At 46.2% G+C, this 22,020-nt stretch carries 17 protein-coding genes; 9 read left to right on the forward strand and 8 right to left on the reverse strand.

The genetic code is table 11. From position 1 onward, the window contains the following. The first annotated feature begins 9 nt into the window (after positions 1 to 9). Both R3289_RS06200 and R3289_RS06205 read left to right on the forward strand, forming a co-directional pair. Positions 10 to 501 (forward strand): MarR family winged helix-turn-helix transcriptional regulator, encoded by a 492-nt coding sequence (locus R3289_RS06200; RefSeq protein ID WP_318924622.1) that lies wholly within the window; start codon positions 10 to 12, stop codon positions 499 to 501. A gap of 102 nt (positions 502 to 603) precedes the next feature. Further along, positions 604 to 1,449, forward strand: a complete 846-nt coding sequence (locus tag R3289_RS06205) for a LysR family transcriptional regulator (protein ID WP_318924623.1) — start codon at positions 604 to 606, stop codon at positions 1,447 to 1,449. Here the strand turns inward: R3289_RS06205 and R3289_RS06210 are convergent. Then, positions 1,409 to 2,179 (reverse strand): TSUP family transporter, encoded by a 771-nt coding sequence (locus R3289_RS06210; RefSeq protein WP_318924624.1) that lies wholly within the window; start codon positions 2,177 to 2,179, stop codon positions 1,409 to 1,411. The genes R3289_RS06205 and R3289_RS06210 overlap by 41 nt on opposite strands. Before the next feature lie 161 nt (positions 2,180 to 2,340). Next, a complete protein-coding gene (locus tag R3289_RS06215) occupies positions 2,341 to 3,222 on the reverse strand; it encodes a LysR substrate-binding domain-containing protein (RefSeq protein ID WP_318924625.1) in 882 nt (293 codons plus the stop codon). A 192-nt stretch (positions 3,223 to 3,414) separates the two neighbouring features. On the opposite strand from R3289_RS06215, the gene R3289_RS06220 reads away from it, so the two are divergent. The 5 genes from R3289_RS06220 to aspA all read left to right on the forward strand — a co-directional run bounded on the left by R3289_RS06220 (position 3,415) and on the right by aspA (position 11,149). After that, positions 3,415 to 4,125: an aspartate/glutamate racemase family protein gene (locus R3289_RS06220; protein WP_318924627.1), complete on the forward strand. Its 711-nt coding sequence runs from the start codon at positions 3,415 to 3,417 to the stop codon at positions 4,123 to 4,125. Between the two features lie 360 nt (positions 4,126 to 4,485). Next, positions 4,486 to 6,186 (forward strand): transporter substrate-binding domain-containing protein, encoded by a 1,701-nt coding sequence (locus tag R3289_RS06225; protein WP_318924628.1) that lies wholly within the window; start codon positions 4,486 to 4,488, stop codon positions 6,184 to 6,186. Next, positions 6,186 to 7,607 carry a sigma-54 dependent transcriptional regulator gene (locus tag R3289_RS06230; RefSeq protein WP_318924629.1) on the forward strand — a complete coding sequence of 474 codons (1,422 nt, stop codon included), beginning with the start codon at positions 6,186 to 6,188 and terminating at the stop codon, positions 7,605 to 7,607. The genes R3289_RS06225 and R3289_RS06230 overlap by 1 nt, the downstream gene beginning before the upstream one ends. A gap of 333 nt (positions 7,608 to 7,940) precedes the next feature. Beyond that, entirely contained in the window at positions 7,941 to 9,224 is a 1,284-nt protein-coding gene (locus R3289_RS06235; protein ID WP_318924630.1) for a dicarboxylate/amino acid:cation symporter, read from the forward strand. Between the two features lie 494 nt (positions 9,225 to 9,718). After that, entirely contained in the window at positions 9,719 to 11,149 is a 1,431-nt protein-coding gene (gene aspA / locus R3289_RS06240; RefSeq protein WP_318924631.1) for an aspartate ammonia-lyase, read from the forward strand. Positions 11,150 to 11,214: 65 nt separating this feature from the next. Here the strand turns inward: aspA and R3289_RS06245 are convergent, their stop codons facing one another. Next, positions 11,215 to 12,114: a LysR substrate-binding domain-containing protein gene (locus R3289_RS06245; protein ID WP_318924632.1), complete on the reverse strand. Its 900-nt coding sequence runs from the start codon at positions 12,112 to 12,114 to the stop codon at positions 11,215 to 11,217. Positions 12,115 to 12,509: 395 nt separating this feature from the next. Between R3289_RS06245 and R3289_RS06250 the strand changes: the two genes are divergently transcribed. Both R3289_RS06250 and R3289_RS06255 read left to right on the forward strand, forming a co-directional pair. Next, complete coding sequence (locus R3289_RS06250; RefSeq protein WP_318924634.1) at positions 12,510 to 13,697, forward strand: dicarboxylate/amino acid:cation symporter; 1,188 nt, start codon at positions 12,510 to 12,512, stop codon at positions 13,695 to 13,697. 86 nt (positions 13,698 to 13,783) lie between these two features. Further along, positions 13,784 to 15,469 (forward strand): NAD-dependent malic enzyme, encoded by a 1,686-nt coding sequence (locus R3289_RS06255; RefSeq protein ID WP_318924635.1) that lies wholly within the window; start codon positions 13,784 to 13,786, stop codon positions 15,467 to 15,469. 146 nt (positions 15,470 to 15,615) lie between these two features. Here R3289_RS06255 and torA read toward each other — a convergent pair whose 3' ends face one another. From torA to R3289_RS06280, 5 genes are all read right to left on the reverse strand, one after another. Further along, entirely contained in the window at positions 15,616 to 18,093 is a 2,478-nt protein-coding gene (torA, locus tag R3289_RS06260) for a trimethylamine-N-oxide reductase TorA (protein ID WP_318924636.1), read from the reverse strand. 27 nt (positions 18,094 to 18,120) lie between these two features. After that, positions 18,121 to 19,305, reverse strand: a complete 1,185-nt coding sequence (gene torC / locus R3289_RS06265) for a pentaheme c-type cytochrome TorC (protein ID WP_318924637.1) — start codon at positions 19,303 to 19,305, stop codon at positions 18,121 to 18,123. 36 nt (positions 19,306 to 19,341) lie between these two features. Beyond that, on the reverse strand, positions 19,342 to 19,515 hold the full coding sequence (locus tag R3289_RS06270) for a periplasmic nitrate reductase, NapE protein (RefSeq protein WP_318924638.1): 174 nt from the start codon (positions 19,513 to 19,515) through the stop codon (positions 19,342 to 19,344). 160 nt (positions 19,516 to 19,675) lie between these two features. Next, positions 19,676 to 20,467 carry a tetratricopeptide repeat protein gene (locus R3289_RS06275; RefSeq protein WP_318924639.1) on the reverse strand — a complete coding sequence of 264 codons (792 nt, stop codon included), beginning with the start codon at positions 20,465 to 20,467 and terminating at the stop codon, positions 19,676 to 19,678. A gap of 325 nt (positions 20,468 to 20,792) precedes the next feature. Next, a complete protein-coding gene (locus R3289_RS06280; protein ID WP_318924640.1) occupies positions 20,793 to 21,797 on the reverse strand; it encodes a hypothetical protein in 1,005 nt (334 codons plus the stop codon). Positions 21,798 to 22,020: the final 223 nt, after the last annotated feature.

Genomic DNA, 22,020 nt, shown 5'->3' on the forward strand with positions numbered 1-22,020 from the left:
GAGAGTAAAATGGACAAACACGAAGAAGTTCTCATTGCCCTTCGACAGATAATCCGAGCCATTGATTTACATTCGAGAAAACTCAATAAAGATGCAGGATTAACGGGCCCTCAATTGGTGTTGATGCGAGCAATCCGGGGCTCTGGCGAAGAAACCACGATCCGACAGTTATCAAATAATACCAACATGAGCCAGGCGACAGCGACAACGATTCTTGATCGTCTTGAAAAACGAGAGCTGGTGGTTCGTGAAAGAAGCAAGCTTGATAAGCGAAAAGTTCATGCTCATTTAACTGAAAAAGGTAAAGAGCTGCTCGAAAAGGCGCCACTCCCTTTGCAAGACAATTTTGTATCAGAATATCAGCAACTTGAAGATTGGGAACAATCGCTGCTTTTATCATCGGTACAGCGCATTTCATCGATGATGAATGCGGAGCACCTGAATGTTGCCCCGCTGCTTGAAGTCGGTAGCATTACCCAGCAAGAGACGCCTCCTGAATAATTGAAGAAAGCCAGACTTACTGGCTTTGTTGCAAATTGGTTCTGGCTTTCACTCCTTACCATCATTATATTAATGCCATAATTTCAATGATCGGACTGCGTTGTGTTACTCGAAGGAATTGAAACCTTATTGGTTCTGGCAAAAGAAGGAACCATGAGCAAGGCCGGAAGTCGCTTATATATCAGCCAGTCGGCGGTCAGCAAGCGCATCGCCAATTTGGAAAAACGGTTAGGCAAAAAGCTGATTGAACCTGTCGGCAGAAAAATAAAGCTCACCTCAGAAGCTGTGGCTTTAATCGAGAGTGTCGCTCCGAGCCTGACCGATATTCAGGGGGCATTGTTTGACCATCAGGTAATACAAGACCACTCGCCAATCTTGCTTGCTTGCTCTGAAACACTGGTATCGGCCTACCTGAGTAAAATGATGAAGTGTTATCTTGCGCAAGATCCTTATATCAGTATCTCGACCCATCAAACGCCATTCATTGTTGAGCGAGTGCAATCCGGTGATGCCAGTTTAGGTTTTTGTGCCGGGCACCTTCCCCCTCAGCACGGCTTAGCAACCCGGCATATATTCAATGAATCGTTTACCATAATCAGTAATCTTCCGCTAGAAAAGACGCCATCCGCCCTTTTGACCAACGACTTCAAAAATCCGGCTAACACCTATCAGGCAGGAATTTTACAGAAAGCCGGGATCAAGCCGCTGATGCAAATGGACTCCTATACGGCAGCAGCCCTCTTAGCTCTCGGCGGAGTAACACCGGCCCTGGTACCCGAGTCTGTGGTAAAAACCCTCAATATAAAACCAGAGCATTGCCATCATTTTGATTTTCTTGATGATTTAACCCGACCGATTAACCTTTGTTACCGTCCCAAGAGCTACAAAGTTGAAAGAGTTAAGCAGCTTATTGAAACCATTGTGGATTTTGTTCGATCAACAGCTTAATAGCCATAACCATCGAAACAATCACCACCATCGGGCGAATAAGTTTCTGCCCTTTGGTGACCACAATTTTAGCCCCCGATCTGGCGCCGATAAATTGACCGGCAGCCATCAGCAGGCCGACTTCCCATACCGGAAGCCCCCCGATAATAAAGAACAATAGCGCCGCGATGTTTGATGTAAAGTTCAGCACTTTTGTTTTAGCCGTCGCTTCGATTATTCCTCGTTTTGCAATCGCAACAAAACAGATCGTAAATAAGGCGCCGGCACCCGGCCCAAAAAAACCATCATAAAAACCGATCGATGTGCCAACGGTTAAGGCAAACATATTTTCGGACAGCTTAGACTCACCCGGCTCGGCAATGGATTTTGGCGCCAGAAGAAAATAAAACGAGATACCCAGCAGCAGTAGCGGAATGATCGCAGTTAATACCGACGCATCAATTTTTTGTACCAATACAGCCCCTAATGCCGCGCCGATAAAAGTACAAATGATCCCATTGCGCATCTCACTGAACTTCACGACGCCATTGCGGATAAAGTAAAGGGTGGCGGAAAAACTGCCAAAAGATCCCTGAAGCTTGTTAGTTGCTAAAGCCTGCGCAGGTGATAAGCCGACAGATAAGAGTGCGGGAACGGTTAATAATCCTCCCCCACCCGCTATGGCATCGATAAATCCGGCCACTGCCGCAACAATGAAGAGAATGGTGATAATCTCGAGCGATAAATCCATCTATTGTTTTCCTAATCATAATCATCGGCCGCTAGATTACCTGTATATATCAATAAACAATAACGAAACGCACGACACCAACCCATTCCACTTTGGAATAGGTTAAATAGACCCAGATAACCTCAAGGTGATCGTTTCTGCGACAATCAACAGAACTGGTATTACTTCGCCATATTACACAGCATTTTCCATACTTGCTCACCGGCTGGGTGCAACCGAGCCTGATAACGGTACGCATAATACGCAATAGGTAATCTCAGACAGGGTTCGCCGATTAGGGCCACTTTTCCTGCGGCTAATTCCTGCTTAATCGAATAGTCCGGCAACCATGCCACCCCTAACCCTTGCAACACCTGAATTTTCAGCAGATCCGTCATCGAAGAAGAAAACACCGCCTCTAATTTTACCTGCTCGCGTATCGCTTCAACTTGCCGTCCCATATAGGAACTCGGGTTATAAGCAAGCCAGGGTACCGCTTTATTATTGTCAAGCAGGTATAACGGCTTTCCTGCACTATCACAGGCACAAACCGGTAATAGTTCTGCTTCACCAATACGCAGTGACTGGTAGGGAGGCAATCGCAACAATTCATTATCAAACGCAAGTAACAAATCGCACCCCCCTTCCTGCAGTTCTTCAATCGCCTGATCGACATCGATCGCCTCTACGCTGAGTAGAGGGTTATGCTTACCGGAAAGTAGCTGCGGTTGGATTGTCGGCACTAAGCTGGTTGCCAGGGAGTGGGCGGCGGCAACCCGCACAATATTGCCACCAAGCTTTGAGAGGCCGGATAGCTGACCAATGCCATCTACCATCTGATTAATTAAGTTACGCGCTGAAATCCGAAAGAGCCTTCCGCTGGGTGTTAACTCGACAGGGATTTTACTTCGATCGACCAGCTCAGCACCTACGGCATGTTCTAATGCTCTGATACGGCGACTAAATGCCGGTTGTGTCACATTACGTATTCCTGCCGCCTGGGAAAAATTACGCACATCCGCCAGGGTCAAAAAATCTTCCAGCCACTTACTTTCTATATTCATGCGTTATGGTCGCGAAATGAAAAACAGTATAACGGAGCAGTAGTGCCTATTGACCAGATTTCAAGTGATTAATCTCACATTTTTATTGATTCCCCATACCGATCCGGCATGGGAGTGACAGCAATGGCATTTCTCAACGTGAAGGTTCTATTTTATCGTTATTACAGTTAAAAACACTGTAGGGATAAGAACATGAGCAGGAAATTAGGTGTTTTGGGGGGAATGGGACCATTAGCTACTGTGGAATTTATGCATAAAATTATTGCACAAACTCCCGCTCGTAATGATCAACAGCATATTCCTATGCTGGTTCGTAATATTCCTCAGATCCCGGACCGGACCGACTTTCTGATTGGAAATGGTTTGGATCCTTTCCCTGCATTAAAAAAAGGCTTTGAAGAACTACAACAAGCGGGTGCTGAATGTATTGTTATACCGTGTAATACCGCGCATTATTGGTATCCACAACTGCAGGCAATCAGCAAGGTGCATACCATCAACATCATCGACAGCGTCGTTACTGAAGCAAAACAGCGTGGTTATAGTCAAGTCGGTATTTTAGCAACATCAGCCACGATAATGACGGGTATGTATCAGGAAAAACTGGCGCAATGTGGGATTGATGCAATAGAAACCACAGAGCATGAACAACAGGCTGTGATGGAAGGGATCTGTGCAGTCAAAGCCGGAGACGTTGCACGCGGGCAACGCTTAATGGCGCCGGTTTTTGAGGCCATGCTTTCCCGCGGTGCAAATGCGGTTGTTTTCGGGTGTACTGAAATTCCCGTCGCCCTAGCAGAGCAAGCCCATCAGCAGCCTGATCAGTGTCTGGATTCACTTGAAATCTTAGCGACTGAGTGTATTTCCTGGTCGCAAGACGAATTTCACGAACTTGTCGCCTAGTGGTTTCACCTCATATCGGCTGCGCTCAAAGCCTCATGGGCAGCGCAGCTAAGATTGTCACTATTCTGAGCCAGCACTCACAACACACTGCATCTCAGCTAACCTGATGATAATATGACAATACGTTTATTTTCGGTCCATCTCCTCCCCCATGCCAGTTACCTCGTTTGCTCGTTGCTACTTAGGCCGTCCCCTGCCCTTCCTTAAAGCCTAACTGAATAACATTTGAATAGTTTATGTCAGTACCAAGGGTTATACGTCTTAGTTATCCGTTATATAATATTCAAAATATCAATAGTATCAGCCGCCAACGGCAGATCCTCAGGGAAAATAATGAGTTCAGCTAAAAGGAACAGCGGTATGATATTTGCCCCAATTCAATCTATTTTCAGGCTGCTTAAGCTCGTTATCCTGTTGCTTCCAGCTGCCTTTATCCTTCAGGCCGAAGCATCCGACCATGGCGATATCATCCGGGTCGGTGGGGATCATAACTATCCTCCCTATGAATTTCTCAATGAGGACGGCGAACCCGACGGTTACAACACTGAGCTCACCCTGGCTATCGCTGAAGTGATGGGGATCAAGGTCGACATCGAACTTGGTGAATGGGACACAATGCGCCGAAAGCTGGAAACGGGAGAAATTGATGCATTACAAGGAATGATTGTGTCCAAGGCCCGGACCCAGAATTACGACTTTGCACCCGCTCATGCGGTTGTCCACCAGTCTGTTTTCGCCCGTAAAGGCTCGTCAACCATTTCTGAACTAAGCGAATTGAGTGGCAAAGAGGTTATCGTGCAAAGTGGCGGCATCATGCACGACTATTTGTTGCAAAAAAATGCGGGCGCCCGGCTTATCTTGGTCGACACCCATGCTGCTGCGCTGAGGTTGCTGGCATCGGGCCAGCACGATTATGCTCTGGTTGCCAATCTGCCGGGTCTTTATATGGGCCGTGCGCTTGAGCTGTCCAACATACTCCCGGCAGGAAAACCTTTCGGTGCCCAGCTATATGGTTATTCTGTCATGAAGGGCAGGCAAGAGTTACTGGCCCAGTTCAGCGAGGGCTTGGCAATTCTCAAAAATACCGGGCGACAACAGGCCATTTATGACAAATGGCTGGGTCCTATGGAAAACAACGGGGTGACCTGGAAGAAATTGGGGATGGCGGCCGCTTTTGTTTCGGCACTGCTGTTACTGATCCTCGGGATCATTATGATTTGGAACCGGACCCTCAGCCGAGAGGTCGCACGGCGCTCCCGGGAACAGCAACTGCAGCAGCAACAGCTAATTCAGGCAGATAAGATGGCCTCGTTGGGTATTCTCGTTTCCGGAGTGGCCCACGAGATCAACAACCCCAGCAGCCTGTTACTGCTTAACCTGCCGATACTGAAGGATGTTTATCAGGACGCCGAAGAGATCCTGGAAGCCCATTACCGGTCTCACGGTGATTTTCTTCTCGGCGGCCTGGAATACAGCCGAATGCGTGATGCCATTCCGTCAATGCTGGATGATATGCTGACCGGTACCGACAGGATCCGTCGAATTGTTGATGATCTCAGAGATTTTGCCCGCCAGGAACCGGCCGAACTGAGTGGAACGGTCGACCTTAACGATGTCGTCGCCACGGCCATTCGTCTGGTCGACAATACCATTTCCAAGTCCACCCATCACTTTACGGTGAACTACGCCGACAAACTGCCGTGTTTTGAAGGTAATGCCCAGCGCATAGAGCAGGTGGTGATCAATTTGATCATCAATGCCTGTCAGGCGCTCGACAGTCCTGCCCGTGGTATTTCAGTCCGTACTATCTATCAGGGCCATCAAAACATGCTGAAATTAGAAGTTTGCGACCAAGGACACGGAATTGCTCCCGAGCACTTGCCGCACCTGAGCGATCCGTTTTTCACCACCAAACGAGAACAAGGTGGGACCGGTCTTGGGCTATCGGTCTCGTCAAGCATTATTAAGGAACATGGTGGTACCCTAGCCTATGACTCTACCCCGAAGCATGGAACTTGTGCGACACTTTCGCTGCCCGCCATTAAAGGAACCACATCTTAATGAATACTAATCACTATCCCACTTTTGGCGTGTTGCTGGTTGATGATGAAGCTGCCTTCCTGCGCAGCCTCAGCCTTGTTCTGGAACGGCGGGGAGGAATTAACCATATTTTCCAGTGTGAGGATAGCCGTGACGTAATGGGAATTCTCGCCAAGGAAAATATTGGACTGGTGCTGTTGGATCTGACCATGCCCAACCTCTCGGGCGAAGTTCTGTTGCAGAAAATCGTCGAAGAGTACCCGGAGATCGGGGTCATTATTATCAGCGGGTTAAACCAGCTGGAAACCGCAGTGAACTGTATCCGCCTCGGTGCTTACGACTATTTTGTCAAAACCACAGAAGAAGACCGATTGTACGAGGGGATCAAACGCGCCATTCAGATGCAGGAGATGCGGCTGGAAAATCAGGAGCTCCGCAGACGTTTTCTTACCGATACTTTAGAGCACCCTGAAGCCTTTTCGAAGATCATCACTGAAGATAAAGGCATGCGATCGGTCTTCCAGTATCTGGAGTCAGTCGCACCGAGCAGCCAGCCCGTCATGATCTGTGGTGAAAGCGGTGTCGGCAAAGAGCTGATCGCAGAGGCCATCCATACGCTGAGCAACCGTCAGGGACCACTGGTCAGCGTCAATGTGGCCGGGCTGGATGACAATGTGTTTGCCGATACCCTTTTTGGCCACCACCGCGGCGCGTTTACCGGTGCGGACACAGCCCGGGCAGGTCTCATAGAGCAGGCGGCGGGCGGCACCCTGTTTCTGGATGAAATCGGCGATTTGAGCCAAGCCTCACAAATTAAACTGTTGCGCCTGTTGCAGGAAAGAGAGTACTACCCCTTGGGCAGCGACCGGCCAAAACGGTTACGATCGCGGGTAGTCGTAGCGACGCATCAGGATCTGGCGCAAAAGAAAAAAGAGGGGAATTTCCGCAAAGATCTCTACTACCGACTAAAAACCCATGAAGTCGATATTCCTCCCCTACGCCAGCGCAACGCAGATATTCCGTTGTTGCTTGAACATTTTCTCAAAGAGGCGGCAGACGAGCTGGGTAAAAACAAACCCACCATTCCCAAAGAACTTCCGGTCTTACTCGCCAACTATGCATTTCCCGGTAACATACGGGAACTCCGGGCACTGGCATACGACGCAATGAGTTTACACCGCTCGCGGATGCTCTCTATGGACGTTTTTCGCCGTGTACTTGACCAATATGCCCCCCTACCGGATCCAGAGGCCAGCAACGAACATATACTCTTTAATCCGGACCGCCCTTTGCCTACCCTGCAAGAGGTCGGGGATCTTCTGATCAGTGAAGCTATGCACCGGGCACAGGGCAATCAGTCACTCGCCTCCAAACTGCTGGGAATATCACAGCCAGCATTAAGTAAGCGTCTCAAAAAAACAGCCATAGGGGGCGACCGGTAACAGACTCCCGCCAAACCCCTATAACCTAGCGAAAAGTTATAACCGCACCAATCTTGAATAAGCTACTGATTAAAAAGACATAAAAGGATTCCACATCAGCAGCTTATTCCTTTGGTTATACCCCTTTCTTGAAATCACCTTAACTAATTAACAATTTATTATATTAAAAACAATGATATACGAAATCATGTTAACTTGGCGTTAAAGTTGCATTATAAATTCCAAGGCAAAATGGGATATCTCCCGCTCAGCCATTTATTGAACACTCAAAACACAATAAATTATTGGAAGTAACACAACTTCAACCCGCTAAACGACGGACAAGGAAATAACATGGAACAAGCACAAGTTAAGCCTAGCGGCTTCTGGGGCAACCTCGCCCTGTGGAAAAAAATTCTGGTCGGTATGGTACTGGGCGTGATCGCAGGAAGCGTTCTCGGGCCTGATGCAGAACTACTCAAACCGATCGGCACCCTCTTTATTAACGCCATCAAAATGTTGATTGTACCTTTGGTTTTCTGCTCACTGGTGGTGGGTGTCACTTCAATGCAAGATACCCGGAAGATGGGGCGTATCGGCGTTAAAGCTATCGCCATTTACCTCGCAACGACTGCCGTCGCCATCAGTATTGGCCTTGGCATGGCAACGTTGCTGACACCGGGTGAAGGCTTGAATATGACAGCCTCTGCGGTAGCAAGCGAGGGGAAAGAAGCACCAACGTTAGTGCAAACCATTCTTAATCTGATCCCTAAAAACCCTGTAAGCGCACTGGCAGCCGGTAACATTTTACAAATCATCGTCTTTGCTCTTGGACTGGGTGTTGCCCTTAATTTATGCGGCGAGAAAGCACAACCTGCCGTACAGGTATTCGAAAGTCTGGCTGAAGCAATGTACAAGCTGACAGAATTAGTCATGAAGTTTGCACCTTACGGTATCTTTGGCCTGATGGCTTGGGTGGCCGGCAAGTACGGTCTGGATATTCTTCTGCCGTTGTTCAAGGTCATTGCCGTTGCCTATATCGCAAGCCTGATCCATGTACTGGTCTTCTACACCGGTGTGATCAAGTTCTTTGGCCGCCTGAACCCTGTCCCTTACTTGAAAGGGCTGGTGAACCCTGCCGCCGTCGCTTTTACTACCACAAGCAGCTCTGGCACACTGCCGGCAACCATTAAGTGCGCACGAGAAGAAATGGGCGTTTCGAAGGGGATCTCCAGTTTCGTATTGCCTCTTGGTGCAACCATCAACATGGACGGTACTGCCTTGTATCAGGGTGTGGCCGCACTTTTTGTCGCCCAAGCCTTCGGGATTGATCTTTCTTTTGCTGATTACCTGACGATTATCATGACTGCGACTCTCGCCTCTATTGGTACCGCCGGTGTACCCGGTGCCGGTCTGATCATGCTCTCGCTGGTATTAACTACCGTCGGTTTACCGATGGAAGGCCTGGCGATCATCGCCGGTATCGATCGGATCCTGGATATGGCGCGTACCAGTGTTAATGTCTGTGGCGATCTGATGGTGTCTGTACTGGTAGGCCGCAGCGAAGGTGAGCTGGATACCGAAGTTTATAACAGCACCAGCGCAGCTTATAACCGTACGAGTGAAGAGGCGGCATAAAGCTCTATTATTTAATTCTGTTACAGGCTTGCCTGTATAAACAGTAATACTGCAGCCCAAATATGCGCCTGACGATAACGTTCAGGCGCACTTTCTGCCCTACATTGATATCCAAACCATCTCAAGATCCAAAGTTCAGCGAGAAAGTCACTCACCTATAACCAAACAATATAAATAAACATTAAATCAGGGCTGTTGCGGATAACACTGCCATATTCATATTAATACCAATTAAATTAAATATCAGATACGCTGAGTCTGTTTTGGCAGCCTAAATACCTCAACGTCAGAAAAATCTGTGACCCCGCTCCAATATTCTGTTCGACGAAAAATTACAGCCGTTAAATTAACAATACAAAACAACTGAACAGTATTTTTAACAAACAATCCCACTATGCATTAAAAGCATTATCGCTTACTTTTTTGCATTTCACTTTGGAAAATAAAAGGACCATTGTGTCGGTGTCATCTCATTATCAATAAAGGTAAAGGCTATGCTCGATACTGCAAATAAGGTTCGTATTGAAGAAGATCTACTAGGTGAACTTGAAATTCCGGCATCTGCTTATTATGGGATCCACTCTCTTCGTGCCTATAAGAATTTTTCTATTTCATCGTCGAGAATTTCTGACGTTCCTGAGTTGGTTCGCGGTATGGTCTTTACCAAAAAAGCAGCCGCCAGAGCAAACATGGAACTAGGCACTATCCCTAGCGATGTTGGCAAGTACATTATTGAAGCCTGCGACTTGATCATCGACACCGGCAAGTGCATGGATCAGTTTATCTCTGATGTGTATCAAGGTGGTGCCGGTACCTCAGTAAACATGAATGCCAATGAGGTTATCGCCAATGTTGCGCTGGAACTAAAAGGCCACGAAAAGGGCGAGTACCACATCATTAATCCAAACGACCATGTCAACCGAAGCCAGTCGACCAACTGCGCCTATCCAACGGGGTTCCGTGTAGCCGTATACAATAGCATCATCAAAATGCTCGGTTCGGTTCAGTACCTGCAGACAGCCTTCGATGCAAAAAGCGAAGAATTCCAGGACATCCTGAAAATGGGCCGAACCCAACTTCAAGACGCAGTGCCAATGACTGTGGGTCAGGAGTTTCATGCTTTCAGCATCTTGCTAAAAGAAGAAATCAAAAACCTGAAGTATGCTGCCTCGCTGCTTCTGGAAGTGAACCTTGGTGCAACAGCTATCGGTACCGGACTTAACGCGGCTAAAGGTTATCAGGAGCTGGCAGTGAAATACCTTGCCGAAGCAACCGGGCTGGACTGTGTACCGTCTGAAGATCTCATTGAAGCCACTTCTGACTGTGGTGCCTATATCACCGTTCACGCTGCACTAAAACGTTTAGCAGTCAAACTGTCAAAAGTCTGTAATGACCTGCGCCTGCTTTCGTCCGGACCGCGTACGGGCTTAAACGAGCTAAACCTGCCTGAAATGCAGGCTGGCTCATCAATTATGCCTGCCAAGGTTAACCCGGTTATTCCTGAAGTGGTAAACCAGGTCTGCTTTAAAGTATTCGGCAACGATACCACGGTGACCTTTGCCGCTGAAGCCGGTCAGCTACAGCTCAATGTGATGGAACCGGTGATCGGCCAGGCTATTTTTGAATCCATTGAACTGCTGAACAATGCCTGTATCAACCTTGCCGATAAGTGCATCCGCGGGATCACCGTAAACAAAACGGTGTGCGAAGACTTCGTCTTTAACTCCATCGGTATCGTTACCTACCTGAACCCGTTTATTGGCCACCATGAGGGCGATATTGTCGGCAAGATTTGTGCTGAAACAGGTCGAAGTGTTAAAGACGTGGTATTGGAGCGCAAGCTACTAACAGAAGAACACCTGGACGAAATATTCTCCGTACATAACCTGATGCACCCAGAATACAAAGCAAAACTATATAATTAATATAATTTAAAAATAACACCAAAATAAAAGGGTTAGTTTCTAACCCTTTTATTTAACCGTATTAATCAGCCGCTCAACTCTTTTATCGGACTCACTTGACTTAACTCGTTCCATATAGCTTCACACGATGCATGCAGCTTAGAATAATAACGGTAAACATACAGGTCTAATGGAACCGGCTCCCTCTCTGTTAGTATTTTCAATTGCCCTGATGCTAACTCCTCTTTTATTGCATAATCAGGTAGCCAACTAATCCCCTTACCTTGCAACACTAAAGCCTTAATAAAATTGGTCATTGATGATGAACATATCGTATTTGGAGTAAGCTTGGCCTTGGCTCGATGAAGTGCTCTTCCCATATAGCTTTCAGGAGTATAATCCAGACATGGAACATCATCATTTTGTGCAAGATCAAAAATCGGAGTTCCATTTTCGTTCACCGCTGAGACACAGTATAAATAACTACGGCCAAGATATATTGAACGATATGGAGCAACTTGCAACCTATCTTCATAAAATGAGAATAAAAAGTCACACTTTCCGTCTATAAGTAATTCAACAGCGTCATCAACTTCATTGGCATCAACAGATAAACTTGTATTCAGTTTTGGGTTAAACAGGCATGAATGTAACTTGGGCAGCAAACTGATAGCAACGGAATGCGCAGAGCTTAACCGGACAGTATGCCGACCATGAAAAGAGCTTCCGGATAAACGGTTAACTTCTTCATCTATTTGATGAATAATGGATTGTGCCGTGGTTTTAAACTGCTTGCCGCACAGAGTCAGTTCGATAGGTGATTTGCTGCGATCAATCAAGACTAAACCTAATTCTGCCTCAAGCGATTTTATTCGTCGGCTAAATGCTGGTTGGGTAACATTGCGGACAGCTGCAGCATGGGAAAAATTTTGTAGTTCAGCAAGGGTAAGAAAATCTTGCAACCATTTTGTTTCTATATTTTTCATTTATTTTTCTCAATACTATTGATTTACGGCAGTCATCCTCCAAGAATAATCCATTATAAAAACAATCCATTACATACATAACTAAGGGCCACCAGTCAGTAAGAACTATAATCAATAAGTTATTAACACTTGTCTATTAAGTTGATCACAATTCTTACTTTTTACCTGATGCTTTTTAATAACCAGGCCTTTATTTTCTGCATTTCACAAGCGTGATAGATAGTCATATCATTCGCTGGTAATATTATTAATAAATAACATATTTATTATAGAAAAAAACGTAATGAGCAATACGCATACAAATAGATTCAATATTAACCATTCAATTCAAGTTAGAAACAAGTCAACATATTATTATAAGAAACTCGTATCCTAATAAATTAAAGGTCAATAAAATGAACTTAATCGTTAAATTATTGTGTGGAATATTAATAGGCATACTGATGGGTATGTTTGCACCAGATGTACTTATTCAAGGCCTGATTACCGTAAAGTATTTGGTCAGCCAGTTAATCAAATTTACCATCCCATTATTAATTCTCTTCTATGTTACCAGCGGTATAGCAAGCCTGCCAAAAAACTCCGGAAAATTACTCGGAAAGACCGTAGGTCTGGCGTATATGTCAACATTAGGTGCCGGTATTTTTGCATTCATGATCGCAAAGAGCCTGTTCCCTGTTTTACTTGATGGTGCTGGTCAACTGCCCGAGGCTAAAGCCTCTCTTGCGCCGTTTTTAGCCCTTCAGATCCCACCTGTGATGAATATAATGACGGCATTGACCATCGCCTTCATTTTTGGTCTCGGCATCTCCAGTATGGGTTCGGAACACCTGAAAAAAGTAAGCGATCAGGGCCGTGATATCATTGAGTTGTTTCTAAATAAAGTCATCATCCCGGCCCTGCCGTTTTATATCGCAGGCGTCTTTGCCGATATGACGGTAAAAGGCACGGTGTTTGCCACCCTGCAAACCTTTAGCCTGGTGTTAATTGCTGTCGTCGTCATGCACTGGGTTTGGTTGACCTTCCAGTTTGTCACTACAGGTATTGCCATACAGCAATCGCCGCTAAAGATCCTGCGCACCATGATGCCCGCTTACTTTACCGCTGTTGGTACTATGTCTTCTGCCGCGACCGTTCCGGTCACTTTGCAACAGACCAAACGCAATGGCGTATCAAGTTCAATTGCTAATTTCGTCGTGCCATTGTGTGCCAATATCCACATGTCAGGCTCGGTGATCAGTATCGCCAGTGTTGCGGTAGCCGTCATTCTTATGACCGGTGCAGGCCCTGTGCCCAGCTTGATCGAAGCCCTGCCGTTTATCGCCATGTTAGGTGTCACTATGGTTGCCGCCCCGGGTGCGCCTGGTGGTGCCGTCATGGCTTCTGTCGGCTTGCTTGGTTCAATGCTTGGCTTTACCGAAGAAATGATTGCGCTGCAAATTGTACTTCACCTGGCGCAAGACAGTTTTGGTACTGCCTGTAATGTGACCGGCGATGGCGTGATTGCCTTGTTGATAGACAAGATGTCTGGCGAGACAGCAGATAGTGAAGAAGGATTAGAGTTGGTAGAAGAAACAATCTAATCAGGCTGAATTTAATTTATTAGCTATCGCAATAAGAGTTGTTTCAAAACAACTCTTATTGCGGAGATAAACAGGATAGTTGTTAAATGTACGAAAATAATAAAACATTATATCTTCCTTATGCCGGTCCAACCCTGCTAGAAAATGCCCTGCTCAACAAGGGCAGTGCCTTTTCCCCGGAGGAGAGACAAAACTTCAGTCTGATGGGACTGCTGCCAGCAACAATCGAATCTATTAACGAGCAGGAAGAAAGAGCCTACAGCCAATATCAAACGTTCAGCGATGATATGGATAAGCACATCTACCTGCGCAACATTCAAGATACTAACGAGACCCTCTACTATCGTTTGATTGATAATCATATCGAAGAGATGATGCCAATCATTTATACCCCGACGGTGGGTGCTGCCTGCGAGAAATTTTCCAATATTTATCGTCGCGGCCGCGGTCTGTTCCTTGGCTATCCCGACAAAGGCAATATCGTTGATATATTAAACAACGCAGCCCGTCAGGATGTGAAAATTATCGTTATTACCGATGGCGAACGTATTCTTGGCCTTGGCGACCAAGGCATTGGCGGCATGGGGATCCCTATCGGTAAGCTGGCACTCTATACCGCTTGTGGTGGCATCAACCCTGCCAACACATTGCCAATTGTATTGGATGTCGGCACCAATAATACCCAACTTTTATCAGATCCTATGTATATGGGATGGCGCCACCCGCGTATTACCGGGCAGGAGTATTATGACTTTGTCGAAGAGTTCATTCAGGCTGTTAAGAGCCGCTGGCCAAATGCATTAATCCAGTTCGAAGATTTTGCTCAGAAAAATGCCATGCCTCTGCTCAACCGTTATAAAGATAAAGTTTGCTGTTTTAATGATGACATTCAGGGAACAGCCGCTGTTACCGTCGGCAGCTTACTTGCCGCCTGTAAGGCCGCCGGTTCAAAGCTTTCCGAACAACGCATTACCTTTGTCGGTGCAGGCTCGGCCGGATGCGGAATTGCTGAAGCCATTGTGGCACAGATGATCGCCGAAGGGCTAAGTGACAGTGCTGCACGCGAGCGTGTCTTTATGGTTGACCGCTGGGGGCTACTGACCGACGACATGCAGAACCTGCTCGACTTCCAACAAAAATTAGTCCAGAAAAGTGCCATCGTCACTCAATGGAATGAAACCGGTAATATCTCGCTATTGGATGTGATGCGCAATGCCAAGCCAACGGTTTTGATCGGCGTTTCGGGGGTTCCAGGTCTGTTCAGCCAAGAGGTGATCACTGAGATGCATGCCCATTGCAAGCGCCCGATTGTCTTGCCGTTGTCAAACCCCACCAGCCGTGTTGAGGGTATGCCGTCCGACATTATTCGCTGGACAGAAGGCGACGCGCTAATTGCTACCGGCAGTCCGTTTGATCCGGTTCTTTTTAATGACAAAACCTATCCAATCGCCCAGTGCAACAACAGTTATATTTTCCCCGGTATAGGTCTTGGTGTGCTGGCATCTGGTGCGACCCGTGTCACCGATGAAATGTTGATGGTGAGTAGCCGCGCTTTAGCCGAATGCTCCCCACTAGCTCGCCATGGAGAGGGGGCTCTGTTGCCGCCGCTGCAAGAGATCCAACAGGTTTCTCGCCATATTGCTATGGCTGTGGCCAAAAAAGCCGTTGAACAACATAAAGCACCGCAACGTACCGATGAACAGTTACTGGAAAAAATTGACAGTTTTTTCTGGAAACCTGAATACTTAAAATACAAAAGAACCGCACTGTAAAACATTCCGACTTTTTACCAATCTGATTAGTGCCCCCTCATTATTCAGATTGGTATTTTTTCGCCTGAAATATCTCACAAAAGCTGACAAAATGAACTGAAACATTCCGACTACTCAGCATCACAATCTATTCAATAAAAGCTTATCTAAACCTCATAAATCGGCCCGCCGAACGATGTCACCGGTGGTACTTCACCTTTAAATTTCTCAATATCTACATTACAGGTATTAGCACTGGTTGCCTGCGCCAGTTCTGATGACGCTATATCCTGCGTGAGCGTATTAGGATCGCCGTAAGTATCAATCGCCCCAACCTTTTCATTCAGTGGCCCATACCATGCACCTTCTTCGATACGCACCACACCAGGGGCGTAGCTATCAGTCAGTACGGCACCAGCCAATAGCTGGCCACGATCATTAAATACACGAACCAAATCGCCATCAATGATCCCCTTTGCTGCAGCATCTGCCGGATTAATATAAATAGGTTCGCGGCCCTGTACCGTATAAGTCTCGCGGAACTCATCAGATTCACACATCTGGGAATGCAAGCGCTTATCAGGGTGAGAAGACTGCAGCCAGAATGGGTGTTTATCCGAGCCCGGGCCACCATGAGATCGCTCACTCTTCTCGAACCACATTGGATGGCCCTGACACTGTTCATAACCAAAACGGTCGATTTTACGGCTAAATATTTCAATAAAACCCGATGGTGTACCTAATGCATTGATTTCCGGGTCTTCACGGAAGTCAGCATGACGAACCCAAGGTTTACCTCCGCCAAAATCAAGTACCCCTTTTTCCCAGAACACGTCAAACTCAGGCATATCAAAATTGCCTTTATTAGCGTTACGACAGTCGGTATAGAGTGAACGGACCCATTCCATTTCGTCCATACCACGAGTGTATTCTTTGTGGCGGCCGAAACGGCGGCTTAATTCTGTGAATATTTCGAAATCCGTTTTTGACTGAAACAATGGATCAACCAACTTGTGCATTGCAAGCAGGCCGCGACCACTGTATGAACCATAAACATCAATGTCATTACGTTCAAACTGGGTACAGGCAGGCAGAACAATATCAGAGAAACGGCAGGTCGCTGTCCAGGCAAAGTCAATGGTGACAATAGTTTGCAACTTCTGAAACGCTTTTTTCATTCGGTTACGATCCTGATGGTGATGCCATGGATTATTCCCGCTCACCACCATCATTTTGTACCCAGGCAGTATTACTTTTGAGCCGTTATGACGAATTTCTTTACCCGGTTCCAGCAGGCAATCCACCCACCGCGCGACAGGGATCGTACGGCTGTATCCCTTGAAGTCGTCATTATCCCATTTAGGCTTCTGGCCTTGGTCAACGTTACGAGGGAACCCCCCCGGCGCAGCAAAACCGGTCGAAGGCACACCAATCGAGCTGTAGTGATGACCGTAAGAGACCCCGCCACCAGGCAGACCAATCTGGCCAATCATTGCCGCTAGTACCGCCCCCATCCAGTAGGGCTGCTCACCATGTTGCTGACGTTGAATAGCCCAGCCAAATAGGATCTGAGTGCGTTCAGCCACTAGCATACGGGCAAATTCACGGATCTCATCAGCCGGTATACCACAAATTTCAGCGGCCCATTCAGGTGTTTTCGCGACGTTATCTTTACTCTCACCCAGCAGGTATGGGACAAAATCCTCAAAGCCTAAGCAGTAAGTCTTTATAAAATTCTTATCGTAAAGATCTTCTTTATATAAGGTATGCGCCAACGCCAGCATAAATGCGACGTCAGTCTGCGGGTTAATATAAAGATGCTTATTACCCAAATAGCGCTGAGTTTTATTTTTAGCCGGATCAATAGAAACAACGTTTATTTTGCCTTCCGCAACTTTCTCTTTCAGCAGTTCCAGGTAAGCAAATGATTCATGGGTTTCACAATTCCAGCCAACTTGCAGGTTCTTGTTTGGATCGCACGCCCATAAGATAATATTCTTACTGTTATCCAGGATTTCTGACCAGGATGTACCTTGTGCATACACTTCCGTTGAGCCAAGAACATAGGGAAGAATAGTCTGACCAGCCCCCGTCGAGTAGTCACCCACTTTGGTAATATAGTTACCATGCATACCCACTGCACGTTGCATATGACTGGTACAGCTGTGGAACTGGCCGGTCTGGCGCCAACCAGTCTGTCCGGCATGTAGTGCCCACGGGCCGTAATCTTTCTGTACCCGTTCCAGCTCCTGATAAAACAGATCCAAGGCTTCATCCCATGTCACCCGCACAAAGCGATTGTTACCCCGGGTTTCTCCACTGTATTTATGCTTTTTCAGCCAATCAAGACGAACCATCGGGTAACGAACCCGCGACGGATTATAAATAATTCCCTTGATCCCTTTGAGCATCTCGGTCGGATGCTTATCCAGCTCTAACGGTTTAATGTCAGCCACTTTGCCATTATAAATACGAGCCCGGAAAGCGCCCCAGTGCGAACCTGATACTTTCCAGATACCGCTAGCTTGATCACCAGCCGATTCTGTTGCGGCTTTAGCCGCTGACATTAACAAACCCGGCCCAATGACAGACGCTGCGCTTGTTGTGGCCAACCCTTTTAAAAATTTACGTCGACTCAGAGACATATTAAATCCCTCGCTTACTCTGTCACCTTAATGGCCTGCATCAGAAAAATCTGACGAGTGTTTTTGTAGGTATTTCAATACCAAGGCTTGACTGTCATTATCGAAGTTAACAAACGCTTGCATTCCGTCGTACATACCAGGCCAGGTATTGGCGTCAAAGTGATTTTCAGCCGGTTGGGTATGGCACACACTACAGTTGGTATTGTAAGCAGCTTTCGCTTCATTCCAGATGACTTGAACATCATCAATTAATGAATCTTTCGGCATCCAGAGCTTCACCGTTACACGCTGCCAAGGCAGCCCCGTCAGTTCGTCTTCTTTTTCTTCAAACTGTTCTACCAGGCTATCATTCTGGGCTGTCGCTTTACTCAACGCCGCGGATGCAATATTAAAACCAAAGTCTTCATTGATTACCCGCCCGAATCCTTTCATTTTGCGCCAACCGGATAGCTCGACCTGTATCGCCTTATCGGTGACGTCTGCAACCTTAATCGCAGAGGCAGGATTCAACAGACCGCCATCAACGGTTAACGCTTCGTCTTCATATATCGGCAAATGCCGTACACTGTAATAGGTCTCTCCGGCACTAAAGCTGGTACTGGAAGATTGCTGAACCAATTGGGAAATCATTCCACCGGAACTTTCCATATCGGCGGGTAGCTGGTGAGCAATGCCTTTATGGCAGTCAATACAGCTCTGATCACGCTCGGCGGCCTGCTTCATCTGTACATTGGCAAGGCTCGACATCTCTTCCCAATTCAAACTGTCATAATCGTGGCAATTCTTACATTCCAGCGATTTATTCGACGAAAACCGCTTCCACTCATGCTGTGCAAGCTCTAAACGTTTTTCCAGAAACTTTTCGCGAGTATTAATGGTGCCAAAAATAGAACCAAAAACTTCTTTGCTGGCTTGCATTTTACGTGCAATTTTATCTGTCCAGTTATGGGGAACATGGCAGTCAGGACAGGTCGCCCTGACCCCCGAACGATTCGACCAATGGACCGTTGATTGCAGCTCTTCGTAGACGTTGTCACGCATTTCGTGACAGCCGATACAAAATTTTTCGGTGTTGGTCATTTCCAGAGCCGTGTTGAATCCCCCCCAAAAAAAGACTCCGGCAATAAAACCGCCCAGGGTTAATACGCCCAAACTAATATGCACTGCAGGACGCCAAAAGGTAGCCCACAGCTTTTTAATCAAACTCATCATAATAACCTACCTGTTTTTATTGGCTGTGATTTTGATTTAGCCGTGACCAGGAGGGCCGAGAAAGAAGACCTGGATTGCCCAGATAACAAAACCGAAGCCACCAACTAATGCAATTGCAAGAATAGGGAACAGGCAGACGGCGATAAATAAGAAGGAGCCCCACTCATATTTTGCTCGTTCTTTTTTTTCTACTGCATCAGAGTTACTCATTGCTGACATCCTAGTTATGTTTACCCCTTCCAAAACTAAAAGGGCAGCCATTCCTGAAAGTATAGTTAAACGCCAGAATGGTATTTAAAAACTATCGTCGCAAAAATAAGAAAGGAGCCTTTCGGCTCCTTTCTCTAATACTAAACAAACAATCGCTTTTTTATAGTGATGCGCTGTACATTGTCTGATTCTGTTTATATAACTCTAAACGTTGCTCAAATTTTATAAAACGCTGGGTGTTTGTGTTTTCCAATTTGCCAATGGCCTCTTGCTCCGCCTTCACTGCCTCTTGGAATTCTCCGCATGCCGCATAGGCCGCTGCCAGATTATCATAGTCACCGGCATCTCCGGTTCCACTACGACTCAACACCTGCTTCGCCAATTTCAGAGCCCGCTGGCCATCACGTACGCGTTCATCATTACAGGTCGCATACAACCAAACTAAGTTACGTTTCGACTCCAAAGAACCACCGTTTGCGGCTTCATTGAACCATTTAATCGCATTTCCGCAGTCGACCTGTCCGGCAGCACCCGAGGCATAATAACCGCCCAGCTCAACCATTGCCGGTACTGAACCTTCCTCGGCCGCTTTTGTATACCACTCTACCGCCTGCGTAGGATCTTGGGGCAGTACCTGACCAGCTTTGAACAAGTCACCAATCATTGTTTTCACTTCCGGCATATCAACGGCAGCTTTTTGCAACCAGTACAAGCCTTTCAATGTATCTGACTTTAAGCCGTTAGAACCTTCAAGATATGCGCGTCCAAGAAACAACTGCATGTTTGTATCACCCTGCTCGGCTTCCAATTCAACATATTTAAGGGTAGAAAGCAGGTGATTGGTCGGCGAGGTCGTCACCGAAGCGGTGGCGGTAGAAATACTATACCCCGTAACGGCCAAGCCAAATACGGCACTGAGGGCGAATTTTTTCAGAGTCATAACAGCTTGCATAAATAGATCTCTTTCAAAAGGGCTAACTGGTGTTGAAATTGAATTTATATAAGCGGCGATTAAAAAACAACCCGAAAGATATAGGCAGATATGACTGACTTCGCCGACAAAACCCGTTATTTATTGCTTGGTCAAGATCTTATAGCAGATGAAAGTTTATCGTACATTCTTAATAATGAGAGGTAGATCTACCTTAGTATAGTTATGATGTCTCATGATAACTGAACTATTACTTAATAAGCTATCAACAAGCCCTAACCCTCGTGACAAAAAGCCGACAAACTCTCAAGTTGCATCGGCTTTGGTTTCATATGGTAGGAAATGATTAGAAAGCTTTGTAGTATTCCTCACCACCATGCACAAACTGATCTTCATGCGTAGATTCTTCATCTAAATCGATATCCAAATCAACCTGATTCGGGAGATCTGCTATAGCATTACACGCCAATACAACATCGTACGTTCCTTCAGGAACATATTTCATTGAATATTTATCATTGATGACCTTCGCAGTCTTCACTGGCGCATTTATAGAACCTAAATCACCATAACCGGAACCGTCTATGTGATAAAGATAGACATAAGCATTCTCTGAATTCTCGCATGTTGCTGGATCAACATCCCCGTAAATGATACCGGCCAGAGAATTATCAACTAGACTAAACCCTTCATTTTCCAAGTAATAAACATTTTCTCTTAACTGCAACATGCTCTTGAGGTCAAATGACATTGTATAAGTTGTTGGCACATCAATATTGATATTTAAACCATCAAAAGTCAGTTCATCAGCAATTTCCATCTTGTGTTTATCAACTAAGTTTCCAATATGACAATATGGCGTATCATAAAAATCGCCGTAGCTTCCTTGAAGAATAGAGAGCGACATACTGGTATATTCTCCAGCCGTAACCAACTGCTCTGTAAGCAACTGAACAATATCGATACCAGTCAAATCATGAAGATCTATCACTATAAACTTAGGATAGCCGTCACTATCAATAGGAATTTCGGAATCTGCTGGTATGCATTGCTGAGAATTATTATTAATACCTTCAGGATCATTCATACTTCTGGTTGTCCACTCTGTAACCGTTCCCGCTAAATCTGTTACGCTGATAGCATCAATTGCAATACAAGCCTGTAATTCATCTTGAGCTGGAACTTCTGTCGGCGGCACTACGACATCAACAGATATTGGCACCGGATCAGATCCAGCCCCCGGCTCTGTATCTGAGCTTGAAAGTGTTAAATCTAGTTCTGTATCTCCAGAAGAGCCACCGCATCCTGCCACCACAAACATGGTGAGCATAATTAATATTATTCTTTTCATGTCATCACCCCTACGACAATGTGAAAATAGTTATGTTGGATGGCCGAATCCAACACTAAAATTCTAGGAGTGAATCAACGCATAAATTATTTATCGAAGGTGTTATTAACTATTGAGAAAGGGATCTTACTCTCAAGACAGGCTTGCCCGAGTTATACTTACATCTCCTAAGCTTACGTTTAGCCATGAATAAAAAAGGCCAGTCGATCCGTTTAACGAAATC

Origin of the sequence: Photobacterium sp. (genome assembly GCF_033720175.1) — a bacterium.
Taxonomy (GTDB): domain Bacteria; phylum Pseudomonadota; class Gammaproteobacteria; order Enterobacterales; family Vibrionaceae; genus Photobacterium.

Coding starts and splice junctions, on each gene's coding strand:
- R3289_RS06200 (WP_318924622.1), top strand. CDS start 10: ATGGACAAACACGAAGAAGTTCTCATTGCCCTTCGACAGATAATCCGA.
- R3289_RS06210 (WP_318924624.1), bottom strand. CDS start 2,179: ATGGATTTATCGCTCGAGATTATCACCATTCTCTTCATTGTTGCGGCA.
- R3289_RS06215 (WP_318924625.1), bottom strand. CDS start 3,222: ATGAATATAGAAAGTAAGTGGCTGGAAGATTTTTTGACCCTGGCGGAT.
- R3289_RS06220 (WP_318924627.1), top strand. CDS start 3,415: ATGAGCAGGAAATTAGGTGTTTTGGGGGGAATGGGACCATTAGCTACT.
- R3289_RS06225 (WP_318924628.1), top strand. CDS start 4,486: ATGATATTTGCCCCAATTCAATCTATTTTCAGGCTGCTTAAGCTCGTT.
- R3289_RS06230 (WP_318924629.1), top strand. CDS start 6,186: ATGAATACTAATCACTATCCCACTTTTGGCGTGTTGCTGGTTGATGAT.
- R3289_RS06235 (WP_318924630.1), top strand. CDS start 7,941: ATGGAACAAGCACAAGTTAAGCCTAGCGGCTTCTGGGGCAACCTCGCC.
- aspA (WP_318924631.1), top strand. CDS start 9,719: ATGCTCGATACTGCAAATAAGGTTCGTATTGAAGAAGATCTACTAGGT.
- R3289_RS06245 (WP_318924632.1), bottom strand. CDS start 12,114: ATGAAAAATATAGAAACAAAATGGTTGCAAGATTTTCTTACCCTTGCT.
- R3289_RS06250 (WP_318924634.1), top strand. CDS start 12,510: ATGAACTTAATCGTTAAATTATTGTGTGGAATATTAATAGGCATACTG.
- R3289_RS06255 (WP_318924635.1), top strand. CDS start 13,784: ATGTACGAAAATAATAAAACATTATATCTTCCTTATGCCGGTCCAACC.
- torA (WP_318924636.1), bottom strand. CDS start 18,093: ATGTCTCTGAGTCGACGTAAATTTTTAAAAGGGTTGGCCACAACAAGC.
- torC (WP_318924637.1), bottom strand. CDS start 19,305: ATGATGAGTTTGATTAAAAAGCTGTGGGCTACCTTTTGGCGTCCTGCA.
- R3289_RS06270 (WP_318924638.1), bottom strand. CDS start 19,515: ATGAGTAACTCTGATGCAGTAGAAAAAAAAGAACGAGCAAAATATGAG.
- R3289_RS06275 (WP_318924639.1), bottom strand. CDS start 20,467: ATGCAAGCTGTTATGACTCTGAAAAAATTCGCCCTCAGTGCCGTATTT.
- R3289_RS06280 (WP_318924640.1), bottom strand. CDS start 21,797: ATGAAAAGAATAATATTAATTATGCTCACCATGTTTGTGGTGGCAGGA.